This is a genomic window from Nitrospirota bacterium, assembly GCA_016214855.1.
Taxonomy (GTDB): domain Bacteria; phylum Nitrospirota; class Thermodesulfovibrionia; order Thermodesulfovibrionales; family UBA6898; genus UBA6898.
Genome location: JACRMT010000013.1, coordinates 102791 through 119603, shown reverse-complemented (window position 1 = coordinate 119603; position 16813 = coordinate 102791). Strand labels below are relative to the sequence as shown.

The following is a 16813-nucleotide window of genomic DNA, read 5'->3' as shown; positions in this document are numbered from 1 at the left end:
CCTTATTTTTTGTCCTCAATGACGGTTCTTGCTCTGTTATCGCATGTCTGTTTCACCGGTATCACAAAGGTGAAGGTGCTGCCTTTGCCGAACTCGCTCTCGACCCGTATCTTGCCGCCATGCAGTTCGATTAATTTCTTTGCCAGGAGCAGTCCGAGACCGGTTCCCCTGTATCTCTTGGTGTAGGGCGCTTCGAGCTGCTGGAACGGCCTGAAAAGCTTTAGTATATCCTCCGGTTTAATACCGATGCCGGTGTCAGCGACACTGATCTCGATGAGATCAGTGTCAGGGTTTGCGATTCTGGTCTTAATATCCGTATCATCTCTGCCGGTCTCCGATCTCCAATCCCCAGGCATTCTCCGTGCAGTTACCTTCACCGAGCCGCCCGCTGGCGTGAATTTTACGGCGTTATCGAGCAGACTGACCATGACCTGCTGAAGCCGGGAACCGTCTGCCTCTATGTCTATATCTGCCTCGGCCGATATTTTGTAATCCGTCAGAATATCCTTTCGCATGGCCTCATCTCTTACCAGAGACAGGGCTGAGACGAAGATATCCTTCAGTCTTATTTTGTCCGATCTGAGCTTCATTCTGTCTGATTCTGCTTCGGCAACCGCGAGGACGTTCAGGATAAGTTCGAGGAGGTGTCTGCCGTTCCTGACAATGTCGTTCATATATTCGGTCTGTTCTTTATTGAGCAATCCCAGGATACCGTCCCTGAGGACCTCGGAAAAACCTATGATGGCATTGAGCGGCGTCCTTATCTCGTGGCTCATATTTGCTATGAATTCTGTCTTTGCGCGGTTCCCTGCCTCGGCAGCCTCCATGGCAGTCTCGAGTTCACAGGTCCTTTCACGCACAAGCTCTTCCAGATGACCCTGATACTGTCTGATCTTTTCTTCGGCCTGCTGTTTTTCGATCGAGCGTTTTATATGCAGCATCAACTGGTCAATGTCATACGGCTTCTGCAGATAGGAAAAGGCCCCCTTATTCGTTGCCTCGATAGCTGAATCAAGGGTTGCATTTCCGGTCAGGATGATCACCTCGGTATGTGGATGATCAGCCCTGATGATCTTCAGTATTTCAAGCCCGGACATGTCAGGCAGACGAAGGTCAACAAGGGCCAGATGAACTGTATGCAGGCCGAGCAGCGCAAGTCCCTCAGACCCGTCCTTGGCCGCAAGGGTCTGATATCCTTTTACCGAGAGGATGTCTGCGAGAGTTCTTCTCAGATTAGTGTCATCGTCAATGATCAGTATACTGAACTTGTCCGTTGTCATGACCCCGGTCCTCCTCTGCTAATATATCTGCTCAAGGACAGCAGAGCGTTTCATTATGCTTATTTCTTCAATGGATTCGATCAGCACATCCGCTGCAAACGGTTTGTACAGACAGGTGTATGCACCTATCTTCATTCCTTTTTCTATAGAGCTCCCGACATCTTCTTTATATCCGGTCACCAGCACGACCGGTTTTGTGGGATATTTGGTCCGTATGGATTTGAGGACATCAAGCCCGTCACTGTTTCCGAGTTTGAGATCGAGAAGAACAACCAGCTTGTAGTCCTGCTCCATATGCCCCAGAACCTTGTTGGGGTCGCCTTCTGTCTCAACACGATATCCCCGCGACGTAAGTACGTCTCCAAGAGTTTTGCAGAAGCCCGGATCATCATCGACGATCAGAACGCTGTCTTCTTTTCTGAGCAGGGAGAGAAAAGAGATGATGGCGCCCATGTCTATCGGTTTTGCGAGCACCGCATATGCCCCCTGCTGTCTGGCACAGGCGATCTGCTCCTCTGAGGCATAGGCGCTCATCAAGACAACCGGCAGGCCGGGGGAAAGGGCCTTGATCGCGCTGAGCGTCTCGGTCCCGTTCAGGCCGGGCATCTTCATGTCCATCAGCACACAGTCAGGATTATCGGACCTCACTTTTTCAACCGCCTCCTCTCCTGAATATGCCGCTAACGCTTCGTGGCCTTTCACCTTCAGGATATCACAGATCGTCCTGACCATCCTCTGGTCGTCATCCACCACCAGCACTTTTGTTCTGTTCCCCATTTTTTGTCCCCTTTTGGCCTCTTACTATTTTTCTTTGCCTTCAGCAGGCAGCATCACGGTAAATGTTGTCCCCTTGCCCGGCCTGCTATCTACCCCTATAGTTCCGCCATTGACCTCTGTGAGTCTCTTGGAAACTATGAGACCAAGACCTATACCCTTTGCCTTTGTCGTAAAGAGCGGCTGAAAGATCCTGTTCATGTTTTCAGGAGATATTCCCTCTCCTGTGTCAGCTGCGGTAATTTCAATGAAAGTTCTCTCAGGGGCCGTGGTCAGGGCGTTCGGGGTCTGTCCTTTTTCACTAATCCCTGTTCCGAGATCCCTAACGACATTCTTCGCACTGATCCGCAGTATGCCCCCTTTTGGCATGGCCTGGCAGGCATTCGTTATCAGATTCTGAAATACCTGCGTTATCTGAAAAGGATCAACCTTGAGCAGCGGCAGTCTGTCAGGGATGTCCGTCTCGATCTTCACATTTTCAGGAACAGTACATCTTCCCATGCTGGTGCTGAGCAGTTCATAGACAGTTATGGATCTGATCTGGGGTGTCTTAGTGCGTGAAAAATCCAGCAGGTCCGTGATGATGCGCTCGGCGTTGTCTATTTCGTTTTTTATCATGTTCAGATATTCACGCACCGTTTCATCAGCCTGCGGCAATACGGTCTTCAGAAAATATATGGCATTATTCATAACGCCAAGAGGGTTGCGCAGTTCGTGGCCCACGCTTCCGGCGAGTTGGCCGAGAATAGAAAGCTTCTCATTTCGCACCAGTTCTTCCTGGGCATCCAGAAGCTGCCGTGTTTTTTCCTGAACCTTGAGTTCAAGTTCATCATTCAGCCTCTTGATCTCTGCTTCAGCACGTTTACGCGCCGTGATATCTTCCACCAGCTCGATCGCGGCGGTCACATTCCCCTCACTGTCTTTGAGGGGTGAGGAGACCACCCTGAAATTTATCACTCCACCTTGCGTTGGTGTTTCGGTAATGGACTCGTGTACCAGTCCATCCTTCAGGGTAATGGCTGTCGGACAGTACGAGCATATCCCCGACCTCGGGGGGCTGTTGAATGATTGGAAGCAGATCGGTCTGTGGGATGCATCGAGAGCTGGGAACCAGTCCTGCATCTGCTTGTTCAAGGAGAGGATCTCCATATTCGGACTGATGAGCGCTATCCCGATCCCGACGTTATCGACAACGCTTCTGTACTTCTCTTCGCTCGCTCTCAACTCCTTTTCGATCTGCCTGCGCTCAGTAAAGTCCCGTGCTATGCCGGTCGTGCCGATAACTTCGCCACCTTCACTGAAGATAGGTGTTTTTATCGTTGATATCCAGGTCGTTCTGCCTCCAGTGTCGATGATCTGTTCCTCTATCTGTTTAGATCTTCCGGTCTCCATCACCTCCCTGTCGTCGAGGCGGTATTTGTCGGCAAGGGCGCGCGGCCAGAGATCGAGGTCAGTCTTGCCCGGCAGCTTGTTCGGATCCACACCGCAGATTCTGCAGAACGGACCGTTGGCCGAGATATACCGGCCCTCTCTGTCCTTCAGCCAGGCCATATCCGGAACGTTGTTCAGGATCGCCTGTGCCTTTTCCTTCTCCTCATAGATAGCCCGCAGCGCTGTTGACAGGGCGCGGAGCGGAAAATACTTCAGTGTGGCAAAAACAAGCATGCCGAAGAAAAGACCGGGAACAGCCGCAAAAAGTGTCTTTGTCAGAAGTGGACGAAGTGAAGTGGTTATCTCTATCCGGCCGACTACTCGCCCGGAGTCGTACAGGTCGTGCGAAACCGTGAGAAGAGGCGGAGCAATAGTCTCTCCACTCCGTGCGATGACCGCGTTGTCGGTGTCAACAACGCTGCGCATTTGGTCAAAGAGCCTCGTGGTGTGATATGAGAGGACTTCAGAGATCCTGTGTTCCTCATATCGCCAATATTCAGGGCTCTCGCTGATCGCCTCGGACAGGAAGATCGAGTTCATATACGCCTCTGTCTGAATGACCGCTCTCTGGTTCTGATACCCGAGAAGGTAATAGCCAGTTGGAAGTCCGATCGAAATCAGCACGGCCAGCAGGAAGGCAAGAAGGGTCGAGAGTTTTGTCAGCTTTTGGATCGCGGCCATTATTTTGCCCCAGGAACATGGTTTCCGGTTTGGGTCAGAATCCGCTTCCCCTCGGGCGACTTCACAAATTCGATGAATGCCTGTGAAAGCGGCGAGGATTTGGGACCAATGAACAGGTGAAACGGCTTGTAGTAGGGATACCTGCCTGCGACCATGGCCGCGATATCGGGTGTGACCCCGTTGAAGGGAAGTGCGGTGATCGACCTTTTTTCAGCAATAATCTGGGTCAGCGTAGATGTGCCGAAAGCGCCTTTGATCTTTTCGAGCATGTCGCAGTTCTGCATGTCGTCCATAGCAATCATTAGCCCCTTACGGGACTCTGCCACGATCACCGCATCCCTGACCTCCTGTGACATGGCCTTCAGCATGATCGTATCAATATCGCCCTGCGGCCGCAATAAAAGTCTGACGGGGGTCCCGTCAGGCCACTTCCCGATCTCGCCCCGGTAGATCTTTGCGACCGTATCAGTTGTGAGGTCTATTCTCTTCCCCGACCCTGCAGTCACGAATACAAATGGACTCCACGCATATTCGTATTCCAGAAGATCCTGTTGCAGTTCCTGCGACGAGAGTTTTCTGCCGGCAAGTCCTATATCGAGTGCCCCATCAAGCACCGCCTTTATCCCGCCTCTGGTTCCCATATGAGGGATAATCCTGATGACAGTGCCCGGATGTCTCTTCTGGTAGGCCAGGGCGAGTTCCTTCATGCTGCCGATCGCCCCACCGGTTCCTCCTATCTTGATCGTCTCGGGATGCGCGGCAGAGAGACGCCCTCTTCCGGGTAGCACAGGGAATACTGCAACAGCCAAAATCGAAAGAACGATCAACAAGAGCTTGTCTGCAACGGTCCGGCATTTCATAATTTCTCCTTAAACCACGCCAATGACCTTTGTTTTGTCGCCCACCCTGTTTCCCTCTATTGCCTGTTTCCGGCAGCCGGCAGTATCAGGGTAAATGTTGTTCCCTTGCCCAAGCGGCTTTCTACTTCGATCCTTCCGCCGTTTGCCTCTGCAAGATTTTTCGAGACGATCAGTCCGAGCCCGATCCCGCGCGCCTTTGTGGAAAACAGAGGCTGGAAGAGTCTTGACATGATTTCGGGAGCTATTCCCCCGCCGGTGTCGGCTACGGAAATTTCGATGAAATTTCCGTCAGGGAGTGAAGATTGGGGACTGGGGATCGGCTCTTTTTCTCTAACTCCTGATCCCAAACCTCCAATCCACTTCTTTGCGCTTATCCTCAGCTCGCCCCCATCAGACATTGCCTGAATTGCATTGGTGACCAGGTTTTGCATAATCTGCTCCATATGCAGCGGATCGACCTTTACCATGGGGAGCGTCTCCGACAGGTCAAGCTGAAGGGCAATATTTTCCGGGAATATGCATTTTGCCAGACCCCGGTTTATCAATTCGCTGACCTGGACAGACTCGAACTGGGGCGTCTTTGTCCTCGTGAAATCGAGGAGGTCAGTGATTATCCGCTCTGCGGCGCTGACCTCGCTCTTGATAATGCCGAGGTATTCCTTGACCCTCTCCTCGGCATCCGGCATCACGGTCTGCAGAAAATAGACGGCATTGCTTATCACGCCGAGCGGATTACGCAGTTCATGTCCGACGCTCCCTGAGAGTTGCCCGAGGATGGCCAGCTTCTCCCTGCGTACCAGTTCATCCTGGGCCTCGATCAACTGCCTTGTCCTTTCCTGGACCTTCAACTCGAGGTTCCCGGTCAGTATGCGGATCTTTTCTTCATCCAATTTGCGTTCAGAAATGTCACGGACATGGCCGAGTGCTATTACGGTCTCGCCCTGTTTGACCGGGGCAACGGTAAATTCGCCGATGAAAAAGTCGCCCGATTTTTTGCGGACACGCAGCTCGAACATTTCAACTGTCTCTCCCTGCAGCAGTCTTTGCATAATGCTGACCGCCTTTGACAGGTCTTCGGGGTGAAGGATAGGCGCAAAGGACTTGCCGAGCCACTCATCTCTTGACCAACCCGTGATCTTTTCGAACGCTGCGTTCAGGGAGGTGTAGAGCGTATCCTGGCCAACAGTGAAAATAATGTCTCTGGCCTGGTCAAAGATGTTACGGAACTTTTCTTCACTTTCTTTTAGCGCATTTTCGAATTTTATTCGCTCGGTAATGTCGGTCACGATCCCGATAACAGATGTCTCGCCCTCATATTCGAACACTTTTGAAGTAACAATCGCGTTAATTCTCTTGCCTTCTCTTGTCAGCAGACCATACTCGAAAGGCTGTACATCCTCGCCTTTCATCTGTTGACTGAATGCATTTTTTATCAATTCCAGGGATTCGGGAGCAATAAGTGTAAGAAAGTCGAAACCAGGAGAGAGAAATTCGTCTTTTGTATATCCCATGAGCTCCGAACATTTCTCATTGGTGTATACGACCTGCCCTCTTTTGTTGATAAAGATCATGTTCGGCGATTTCTCAGCAAGAACCTTGAATTTCTCCTCACTCTCCCTGAGAGTTTTTGCTGCCATTTTGAGCTTTGTAACATAGACGACTAAAACCAGGAACATGACCGAGAGGAACAGGGCATATGCTCCGCCGATGATCAGATGTTCCTCATCAAAATAGGGGATATCCGGATGCAGTACCGTGTCAACAAGAGCGCTCAGATTGGCGACCAGCAGTACCATGAAAAAAAAGGAGACTGCCTTAGGGACAGTAAGCTCTTCGGATAAAGCAGAAAAAAAAGCCTTAGTCTGGCGTCTCATCGCTTTCCTCTGTTTAAGGCTGAATAAGGGGCATTGCATTAACCTTCCATTGGTTTCTGCAAGCCCGCAGAGAGCTCTTTCAGCATTGCCGGCAGTTCTCTCGTATCTATCGGCTTTGCAACATACCCGTCAGCGCCTGCGGCCAGGATCTTCTCCCTGTCTCCGGCCATGGCAAACGAGGTGACTGAGACGATCTTGATCTGCCTGAGATCAGGATCGTTCTTCAGCGTCCTGATCGCGGTGAAACCGTCCATGACCGGCATCTGCATATCCATGAGGATGATGTCGGGCTTTTCCGTGCGTGCCATAGTGATCCCCTCTTCTCCGTTTACGGCCTCGATCACTTCAAATCCATGGAACTGAAGGACGTCCCTCAGAAGTCTCCGATTTTTTTCATTATCCTCAACTACAAGGACCCTGGCAGGCATGGCTCAATCCTCCTCAATCGCATTGTCATTTCCTCCTGCACGGTCTTCTTCTGACAGGTATTTCCTTATAACTACAGGCAGTTCCCTGGTGCTTATCGGTTTTGTTATGTATCCGTCGAATCCGGCCGCCACGATGCCTTTTTTGTCCCCGGACATGGCAAAGGACGTCAGTGCGACTATCGTTACGGATCTTGTCTCAGCCATCTCCCTCAGCACCTTCAGGGTCTCATACCCGTCCATCACCGGCATCTGAATATCAAGAAGAATGAGATCAGGCTTCTGCTGCAGGGCCTGCTGTATTCCCACTTCCCCGTTTTCCGCCTCAGTGGTCTCGAACCCGTTATATCTCAGAACATCCCTGAACAGGATGCGGTTTGCGTCATTGTCATCAACGATAAGTATCTTCTGCGGCATTGCCTCTATCCTGTGATCGTTTTTCTGACAAGGCTCATAAAGCCTTCTCTGTTCAGTTCGCCTTTTATCACTATGGCATCCACCTTTCCCTCAAGCCTCTTCCGCTCAGCAGCAGTCAGTTCCCTTGCGGTCAGCACAATGACCGGAATTCCAGATGTCCGATCATCCGAAGCAAGTGCTTCAGCCACCTCAAAGCCGTCCATCACCGGCATAATGAGATCAAGCACAATGAACGCAGGCCTTTCCTTTTGCGCAGCCTCAAGTCCTGCTCTGCCGTCAGAAGCCCTGATCACGCTATAGCCGCCTGCAGCGAGAGGTTCTTCTATCAGACTGACTGCACGGTCATCATCATCGATGACAAGGGCACGCTTTTCTCCCTGACTGACCCTCCGTTTTTCTGGTGTATGGTCGCAGCTTTCCGCTGAAACAGCACGTGCGCTGACCGGAAGGCTGAAGGAGAAGGTGCTGCCTTTTCCGAATTCGCTCTCGACTCTTATCGTCCCTCTGTGAAGTTCCACAAGCCTCCTGGTAAGTGCAAGGCCGAGACCTGCTCCCTCATATTTCTTGTCATACGGAGATTCAAGCTGCGAGAACTCCTTGAAGAGCTTGGGCATGTCCTCAGGCTTTATGCCGATGCCGGTGTCTGTGACAGAGATTTCGATGAAATCCCTGTCAGGGGCTGATTGTTGGGGGTCGGGGATCGGTCCTTCTTCACTTACGCCTAATCCCAGATCCCTAACCCATTTTCGTGCGCTTACGCGCACGGAGCCCCCATCCGGCGTGAACTTGACTGCGTTGGACAGGAGGTTGAACATGATCTGCTTTACCTTGCGCTGGTCAGCCTCGATCTCTCTGTCTGCATCAGGTGTTATTTCGAAATTCAGTTTGATGCCGTGTTTCAGGGCTTTTTCCCTGAACATGTTGAGAGATGAGGCAAGGGTATCCTTCAGGCTAAATTTCAGCGGCTCAAGCTCCATCTTTCCTGATTCGATCTTTGCAAGGTCAAGGATGTCATTTATCAGTTCAAGGAGATGCTTGCCGCTGCTGTAAATGTCCCCGACGTATTCGTTCTGTTTTTCGCTCAGATTTCCGAAAAGACCGTCCTGCAGCACCTCGGAAAAGCCGAGGATTGCGTTCAGGGGTGTTCTCAGTTCGTGCGACATGTTTGCGAGAAAGTCGGATTTGGCCTTTGAGACGTCCACCAGTCGTGCATTTGTCTCTGCGATCTCTTTCTGCTGGTTCTGGAGCTCTTTGTTCATGGCCTGAAGCTCTTCGTTCATGGCCTGAAATTCTTCATTGGAGCAGGAGAGCTCATCAGAAAGATTTTTCAGCGCTATCTGGCTCCTGATCGTATTGATGCCGATTGCTATCTGCGGCGCGATATGTTCGAGCATCCGGATGTCCCGATCAGGGAACCCGTGAATGCAGGCGAGTTCAAGCGCCCCGACCGCAGCGTCCTTGTGAAAGAGCGGGATAGCTATGATATCCCTGGGTCTGAGATTTCCGATGCCGGTGTCCATCATCATATGCGTATCCGGCGGTATTTCCCGTATTCTTAGCGATCTCTTCTGCCGCAGACACTCAAGAGCGAGACTATCTGCCGCATCAGGCAGTTGGACTCCAACGGCAGAGCAGGGAAAGATGCCTGAATCATCGAAGGAATAGAGAAGACCTGTCTCTGCACAGGACTGTTCGATTAATCGAGTCAGCGATGCATTGCACATCTCTATGAGGCTTGGCCATGGATTGTTCAGGAGGGTCAGGATCTCGTTATATGTCTTTTCGACCAGTTCATCCTCCCGGAGTTTTGCCGTGAGGCCCTGGGTTTCGATCAGAAGCATTGCACCGCGATAGGCAAAATAGCCGCCTAACATGAGCATAAGAGCGGTGAAAGCAGCAATCCAGAATGTTATCCTTCGTATAGGTTCGAGGATCACTTCCTCGGGCTTTTCGACGATAATGCCCCAACCCCATTCCTTCACCGGGCTGTATGCGGAAATGAATCTTTCTCCGCCTGCCTGCGCAACAGGATCTAAAACGCCGCTCTGGCCCTCCATTACTCTGCGGACCGCGGGGAGCGTCGAAAAGTCTATGATCCTGTCCAGGATGTAGTCAGGGTGATAAATGAGTTGGCCCTGTCTGTCGACCGCATATATCCTGCCCCTGCCGATCTCAACGCTCGTGAGGATATTTTTGATGTAATCAGGTTTCGGCTGCATGACGAGTATTGCCCTGACTATTCCGTCGATGCGGACAGGCACGGCTATGGCAAAGAGATATCTTTTCGGCTCGGCAGCCCTGACGTAAAACTCGGAGATGTAGGGAGACCAGTCCCTTGAAACCCCCTTGTACCAGTCGCGATCTGAAAAATCTACGCCGAGGGTCGCAGGTGTTTCCGGAAAGTTGGCTGTCTGCAGCCCCTTTTCCGTTGTAATGAATACGCGGTCCAGTTCCGGGGCTGTGTTTATAAGTATCTTGAGGTGTTTTGTCATCTCTGCCCTGTCGTTGCTCTTAATGGCATCCAGAAGAAGCGGCCGTGTGATAAAGAGCCTGCCGATGGCGATTTTGCCTTTTAATGACGTTTCAAGATGACGCCCCGCCGTAGTTGAGAGCCACTGGGTCTCTTTATCAAGTCTCTCTTCAAGCGCAACTGTCGTCTGGATCCTGATCAGGGCCGAAAGACCGAGGAGCGGAATTGCCACGATCATGATCCCTGCAAGGATGATCCGCCATCTTTTCTGCAGAAGCCAGTCCTTCAACTCAGCCTCCTGCCTTTCTGAATATCTTCGTGCGTGGCAGGATTTCGTTATAGGATCCAGCAAGCCGCGCAGGAAGAGACTCTGCCTCGCCGAGCACCAGATATCCTCTATGCTGCATCCCGGAAAATGAAGTGATAACCTTCTCCTGTAGCCCGAGGTTAAAGTAAATGAGGACATTTCTGCAGAAAATGACGTTATAATCCGAAAATATCCCTTCTTTGGGCGGGCTGCCTGTTGTTACGTCGTGAACAGCAAAAGTCACCATTGATTTCACCTCATCATTCACCCGGTAGAGATTGTCATTGAACCGGGTGAAATATTTGTCGAGATATCCTTTTCTTACCTCAAAGAGTGATTCATTCCTGTAGAGTGCCTTTTCCGCCTCTGCAAGAGCATTACGGTCGATATCGGTTGCCAGGATCAGAATATTCGCTGATGGGAAGTCCTTTTCGAGGATCTCTCTGAGAAGGATTGCAAGAGAATAGGCTTCTTCACCGTTTGCGCAGCCTGCAGACCATATTCTCAATTCTCCTTTTGTTGATTCGAGCAGCTCCGGCAAAATAGGGTCACGGAGCACCTCAAAGGTGAAGGGATTTCTGAAGAAGTGGCTGACCTTGATCGTAAATGCCTCGACGAGTTTTTCTATCTCTTTTGGATCGTCCCTGAGAAGACCTGCGTATGATCCGTAATCAGGCATGCCGGTCGACTGCAGTCGGCCCATAAGCCTGCGGCCTATGGTGTTGCTTCGGTACGCAGAAAAATCGATCCCGCGAAATTTCTTTACGTAATTCAGTATTTCCGCAAGCGCATCTTCGGGCTGATTTTCACTGACATTTCCAGTAAACATACCGGTACCCATGACTAGTCCCCTCCGCGTTATCCAACTTATTAATACATATCACGTTATGAATTGATTGTAAAGAATCATTTTGACGGCAGTGATAAGAATAGTGAATGCTCCGATAAAGTTAATTAATAAGTAAAATCGAGAATAGTAGTCGTATTTGATATACTTCACTCTAAGTTGAATGAGGAAGGGAGGCTGCATGACAACATACGACTATGACATCGGCATTCTTGGCGGCGGGTCTGCCGGCTTGACCGTGGCTGCCGGCGCAGCGCAGTTCGGCGCTAAGGCGCTGCTTGTTGAAAAGGAAAAGGTGCTGGGCGGGGACTGTCTGCATTACGGATGCGTGCCGTCAAAGACATTGATCAAGACAGCGCATGTTTATCACCTGATGAAAAATGCGCAGAAATTTGGCCTTCCCCGGTCTGAGGTAACCCCCGTTGATTTCCGCGACGTGTCGTCCAGGATAAGATCTGTGATCAGTCAGATCCAGGCGCACGATTCAGTTGAGCGGTTCTGCAGCCTTGGCGCAAAGGTTGAGTTCGGCGACACTGAATTTCTGGATGAACATATGGTCAGGATAGGGGAAAGAAGCTATTCGGCAAAGAACTGGGTGATCGCAACAGGATCGTCTCCTGATTTACCGAAGATAGAAGGGCTGGACAGGACGCCATATTTGACGAACAGGGATATCTTTTATCTCGACTCTCTGCCGACGTCGCTGATCATCCTTGGAGGCGGTCCTATTGCTATCGAGATGGCACAGGCCTTCTGCAGGCTTGGCACCACGGTCTCGGTGATACAGAGAAGCGGTCAGATACTGAGCAGAGAAGACCGGGACATGGCTGATGCCGTGATGCAGAACCTTGCTGTGGAAGGAGTGAAGTTCTATCTCGACAGGTCGGTTATCTCAGTGCGAAATTCAGAGACCGGACGCGAAGTGCTCATGCGCGGCAAAGACAGCAGGCAGGAAACTATTGTGGCTGATGAAATCCTTGTCGCTATGGGAAGAGAGCCGAATCTGAAAGGCCTTGGACTTGAGAATGCCGGAGTTGAGTTTGACGGTAAGGGACTCAAGCTCGACAGCAGGCTCAGGACAACGCAGAAGCATATCTTCGGAGCAGGCGATGTGACCGGCGCATATCAGTTTACGCATGCTGCAGGGTATGAAGGCGGCGTGGTGCTGACAAACGCGGTCCTTCATCTGCCGCGCAAGGCAGATTACACCTTCTTCCCCTGGTGCACATACACCGATCCCGAGCTTGCGAATATCGGTATGAACGAAACAGCAGCAGAAGGCGCGGGCCTTCAGCCCGCTGTATGGATAGAGGAGTTCAAAATGAATGACAGGGGTCTTGCTGAAGGCGAAGGGCTCGGCAGGATCAAGCTGGTCCTTGATGCAAAGGAGAAGCCGCTCGGTGTGCAGATCCTAGGACTCCACGCAGGAGAGCTGATCAGCGAATGGGTTGCTGCCCTGAACGGAGGGGTGAAGCTGTCGACGCTTGCAGGCGCAGTGCATCCGTATCCGACCCTGGCTGAGATCAACAAGCGAGTTGTTGGCAATTACTTTTCGGGCAAGATATTTTCAGAAAAAGTGAAGAAGACCCTCAGGTTTTTCTTTCACCTCAGGGGAAGGGCCTGCGGTGAAAAATAATGAGCAGACATCATGAAAAAGGAAAACAGATGGAACATACAGACAGACAACACCGCGTTATTCTGAAGAGGATCGCCCACAGGGTGATGCTTGAGCGGGGGCTTCTTCCTGAGTTCTCGAAAGAAGCGGAGGAACAACTTGCTGCGATCACCGCACCTGCCACTGCTGACAATGAGCAGGTCCGCGACCTCAGAGACCTTCTCTGGTGCTCGATTGACAATGACGACTCGCGTGACCTTGACCAGCTTACGGTTGCGGTAAGGTTGCCGGATGACGGCACCAAACTTCTGATCGCGGTTGCTGATGTTGATGCCATCGTCAGGCTCGGCTCTGCCATTGATGCGCATGCAAAGCATAACACCACCTCTGTGTACACTGATGCCGAGATATTTCCGATGCTCCCTGAAAAGCTTTCTACGGATCTTTCTTCCCTGAATTTTCATGAGGACCGTCTTGCGATCGTGATAGAGATCATACTTTCACGTGACGGGACACTCGTGTCATCCGACATCTACCGTGCAACGGTCATGAACAAGGCAAAACTGGCGTACAACAGTGTTGCTGCATGGCTGGAGGGAGAGGGGCCTCTGCCCGAGGCCACTGATGTGGTTGATGGTCTTGCAGAGAATCTTCTGTTGCAGGATAGGGCAGCGCAGAAGATGAAGGCGTACAGGCATGAACATGGCGCATTGGATTTCGAGACCATTCAGACCAGGGCGCTGTTTGACAATGATGAGATACGTGATCTTGAGGAGCGCAGACGAAACCGTGCCATGGACATAATCGAAGACTTCATGGTGGCGGCAAACGGTGTGACAGCGCGGTATCTTGGCTCTAAAAAGTTTCCGTCCCTGAGACGTGTTGTCCGTATCCCGAAAAGGTGGGAGCGGATCATTGAGGTGGCTGCGGAGCACGATTATACGCTCCCTCAGAGACCTGACTCAAAGGCGCTTGAGCAATTTCTGGTAAAGGCAAAGGCTGCTGATCCTCTGAGGTTCCCGGACCTTTCACTCACCATCATCAAGCTGATGGGTAATGGTGAATACGTTGCTGAATTTCCCGGACAGACAGCTCCGGGTCACTTTGGGCTGGCAGTAAAGGATTATTCCCATTCAACTGCCCCAAATCGGCGCTATCCTGATCTGATAACCCACAGGCTTCTGAAGGCGGCCTTGTCAGGGGGAGAGATCCCCTATCTGAGGGAGGAGCTGGAGGCGCTTGCTCGGCACTGCACTGCGCAGGAGGATGCTGCCAATAAGGTGGAGCGGCAGGTCGGCAAGTCTGCTGCGGCCCTTCTGCTGGAATCAAGGATCGGTGAAAAGTTCGACGCCATTGTTACGGGCGCTGCTGACAAGGGGACGTGGGTGCGCATTTTCCATCCGCCGGTAGAGGGTAAGCTTATGGAAGGGTTCAAGGGCGTTGACGTGGGGGACAAGATACGGGTTCAGCTTGTACGCACGGATGTTGACCGGGGGTTCATAGACTTTAGAAAGGTCAGCTCCGGCCGGGGGCGAAACAGATAGCGAGATAATATACGACTGTTATCTTCTTGCTAATAAGTGCATTGATTATATGTTATTCATAAAAAATCTCCCCTTACCCCTCTTTGCCAAAGAGGGGCAGTTTGACCTCCCTTTAGCAAAGGGAGGGTAGGAGGGATTTTATAATTGAATGCTTCTCCCAGATTCAGCGGCAGAGTCTGGCTGTTATCGATGCAACGTGTTTACCCTGATAGCGGGCGCCTGCAAGTTCGTTTTCAGTCGGTGTCCGCTCACCCGATGTCCCGGCAACCGTAGATGAACCGTATGGTGAGCAGCCGGTTATCTCATCATTCCTCATCTGGCCCTGGAATGCGTAGGGCAGGCCGACGATGATAAAGCCATGTGCCAGAAGAGGTACATGAAAGGTAAGAATGGTGGACTCCTGACCGCCGTGCTGCGTAGCTGAACTGGCAAAGACACTGCCGACCTTGCCGACAAGCTTTCCGCTTATCCAGAGCTTGCCTGTCGCATCAAGGAACTGCTTCATCTGGCCGCACATATTGCCAAACCGGGTAGGTGTGCCGAATATAATGGCATCAGCCTCAGGCAGTTCGTCAACCGTGCAGACAGGGATATGCGTAAATGCCTTCTGAGGCTCAATAGCCCCCATCTTGGCAAGGATCTCTTCGCTCAGGGTCTCGGGAACGCGGCGGACAATGATCTCTGCCCCTTCAACCTCCCTTGCTCCGGCAGCAACAGCTTCAGCCATCCTATAAATGTGCCCGTACATTGAATAGAAAACGATCAATACTTTCATCTTCTGCCTCCTCCTTCAGTATTTTTGTCCCTTGAGTTTTCTGGGCGATACCTGTGTTAACAGTATATCATCAAAACGCTTTATTCGAAGTCGACCGTCAGCCTGCCGGCATAAGATTTACCGGAAAGCTTTCAGCATAAGAAGGATGACGTTTGCCCGCTTATGCTATAGTTACTGACCTGTGGAAACGCAACGTTCAATAGAGAATCCTCCCTTCCACTACGGCTGGGTCATTGTCTTTACGAGCATGCTCTGCATTATGGCCTGCCTTGGTTTCGGACGGTTTGCTCTTGGCATGCTCCTGCCTTCCATGGCTGCTACACTGAACCTCTCTTATTCCCAGATGGGGTATATAAGCACCGGCAACTTTCTCGGCTATCTCATTTCCGTGCTGGTAAGCGGTCATTTCGCGGTCAGGATCGGACCCCGCAGATTTATATTTTTTTCTCTGCTTCTGGTCGGCCTATCCATGGCATTAGTCAGCCAGGCCCGGACCTTTGGCCAGGTGCTGCTGCTCTATATGCTGACCGGCATCGGCAGCGGCGCTACAAATGTGCCGGTCATGGGACTGGTATCTGCCTGGTTCAAGGCAAAAAAGCGTGGAAAGGCGGCAGGCTTTGTGGTGATAGGCAGCGGCTTTGCGATCATGCTTTCAGGCAAGCTTATCCCATACATTAACAGTGTGACAGTCAGTGAAGGATGGAGAACGAGCTGGCTTATTCTGAGCTGCATGGTCACTGTTATTGCGATCCTGGGTGTTCTCTTTCTCAGGAACAGGCCTGAAGAAATGGGACTTCTGCCGGTCGGCAGCGATGACTCGGCCTCTGTGCAGACTGCACCGAGGCCGCCCGTGAATGTTTACAGGGAATGGATGATCTATTACCTCGGTATCATCTATTTTCTTTTCGGTTATACGTATGTGATCTATGCAACGTTTATTGTGACGACCCTGGTGAAAGAACGGGGATTTTCAGAGGCACTCGCCGGCAATTTCTGGGCATGGGTTGGATTTCTCAGTCTTTTTTCCGGGCCGGTATTCGGGACGCTTTCGGACAGGCTCGGCAGGAAGGCAGGGCTGATCATGGTCTTTTCGCTCCAGACCATGGCCTATCTGCTGGTCGCATCAGGCCTGCCCGGACCATTCCTTTATCTCTCGATCTTCTTCTTCGGCATTGTTGCGTGGTCCATACCTTCTATCATGGCAGCTGCTGTCGGTGATTATGTGGGCGCGCGGAATGCTCCTGCTGCATTCGGCCTGGTGACCTTCATCTTCGGCTTCGGACAGATCGCAGGACCTTCTGTTGCGGGAATATTGGCTGAAAGAACCGGCAGCTTTTCTTCAAGTTTCATCATGGCAGCATTATTGGCAGGCAGTGCAATTGTGCTTACGCTGTTTCTGAGAAAACCGCAGGAGAAGATACGTGAAGAGACCATCAGAACGTAACCGCCCGCATTGCAACGCCTGCAGGTATCACAGCCCTGACAAATCCCTTAGTTTCCGATGTGACAGTTC

At 51.4% G+C, this 16813-nt stretch carries 13 protein-coding genes; 3 read left to right on the top strand and 10 right to left on the bottom strand.

The genetic code is table 11. The annotated features are described in order from the left end of the window. Positions 1–2: 2 nt before the first annotated feature. The 9 genes from HZB62_12250 to HZB62_12210 are packed head-to-tail and all read right to left on the bottom strand — an operon-like array spanning position 3 to position 11360. Entirely contained in the window at positions 3–1280 is a 1278-nt protein-coding gene (locus HZB62_12250; protein MBI5075922.1) for a response regulator, read from the bottom strand. Positions 1281–1298: 18 nt separating this feature from the next. Next, positions 1299–2057, bottom strand: coding sequence for a response regulator (locus HZB62_12245; protein MBI5075921.1), 759 nt, complete (start codon positions 2055–2057; stop codon positions 1299–1301). Positions 2058–2081: 24 nt separating this feature from the next. Further along, positions 2082–4166 (bottom strand): PAS domain-containing protein, encoded by a 2085-nt coding sequence (locus HZB62_12240; protein ID MBI5075920.1) that lies wholly within the window; start codon positions 4164–4166, stop codon positions 2082–2084. After that, complete coding sequence (locus tag HZB62_12235; GenBank protein MBI5075919.1) at positions 4166–5026, bottom strand: substrate-binding domain-containing protein; 861 nt, start codon at positions 5024–5026, stop codon at positions 4166–4168. The genes HZB62_12240 and HZB62_12235 overlap by 1 nt, the downstream gene beginning before the upstream one ends. Positions 5027–5082: 56 nt before the next feature. Beyond that, complete coding sequence (locus HZB62_12230) at positions 5083–6900, bottom strand: PAS domain S-box protein (GenBank protein MBI5075918.1); 1818 nt, start codon at positions 6898–6900, stop codon at positions 5083–5085. 38 nt (positions 6901–6938) lie between these two features. Continuing rightward, on the bottom strand, positions 6939–7328 hold the full coding sequence (locus tag HZB62_12225; protein ID MBI5075917.1) for a response regulator: 390 nt from the start codon (positions 7326–7328) through the stop codon (positions 6939–6941). Positions 7329–7331: 3 nt separating this feature from the next. After that, positions 7332–7742, bottom strand: coding sequence for a response regulator (locus HZB62_12220; protein MBI5075916.1), 411 nt, complete (start codon positions 7740–7742; stop codon positions 7332–7334). 5 nt (positions 7743–7747) lie between these two features. Further along, positions 7748–10501: a response regulator gene (locus HZB62_12215; GenBank protein ID MBI5075915.1), complete on the bottom strand. Its 2754-nt coding sequence runs from the start codon at positions 10499–10501 to the stop codon at positions 7748–7750. A 1-nt stretch (position 10502) separates the two neighbouring features. Further along, complete coding sequence (locus tag HZB62_12210) at positions 10503–11360, bottom strand: protein-glutamate O-methyltransferase CheR (protein MBI5075914.1); 858 nt, start codon at positions 11358–11360, stop codon at positions 10503–10505. 187 nt (positions 11361–11547) lie between these two features. Between HZB62_12210 and HZB62_12205 the strand changes: the two genes are divergently transcribed. Next, positions 11548–13002 (top strand): FAD-dependent oxidoreductase, encoded by a 1455-nt coding sequence (locus HZB62_12205; GenBank protein MBI5075913.1) that lies wholly within the window; start codon positions 11548–11550, stop codon positions 13000–13002. Positions 13003–13031: 29 nt separating this feature from the next. Continuing rightward, entirely contained in the window at positions 13032–14525 is a 1494-nt protein-coding gene (locus HZB62_12200) for an RNB domain-containing ribonuclease (GenBank protein ID MBI5075912.1), read from the top strand. Positions 14526–14688: 163 nt separating this feature from the next. Here the strand turns inward: HZB62_12200 and wrbA are convergent, their stop codons facing one another. Next, positions 14689–15300 carry an NAD(P)H:quinone oxidoreductase gene (gene wrbA / locus HZB62_12195; GenBank protein MBI5075911.1) on the bottom strand — a complete coding sequence of 204 codons (612 nt, stop codon included), beginning with the start codon at positions 15298–15300 and terminating at the stop codon, positions 14689–14691. A 247-nt stretch (positions 15301–15547) separates the two neighbouring features. On the opposite strand from wrbA, the gene HZB62_12190 reads away from it, so the two are divergent. Continuing rightward, on the top strand, positions 15548–16744 hold the full coding sequence (locus HZB62_12190; GenBank protein ID MBI5075910.1) for an MFS transporter: 1197 nt from the start codon (positions 15548–15550) through the stop codon (positions 16742–16744). The last annotated feature ends 69 nt before the right edge of the window (positions 16745–16813 follow it).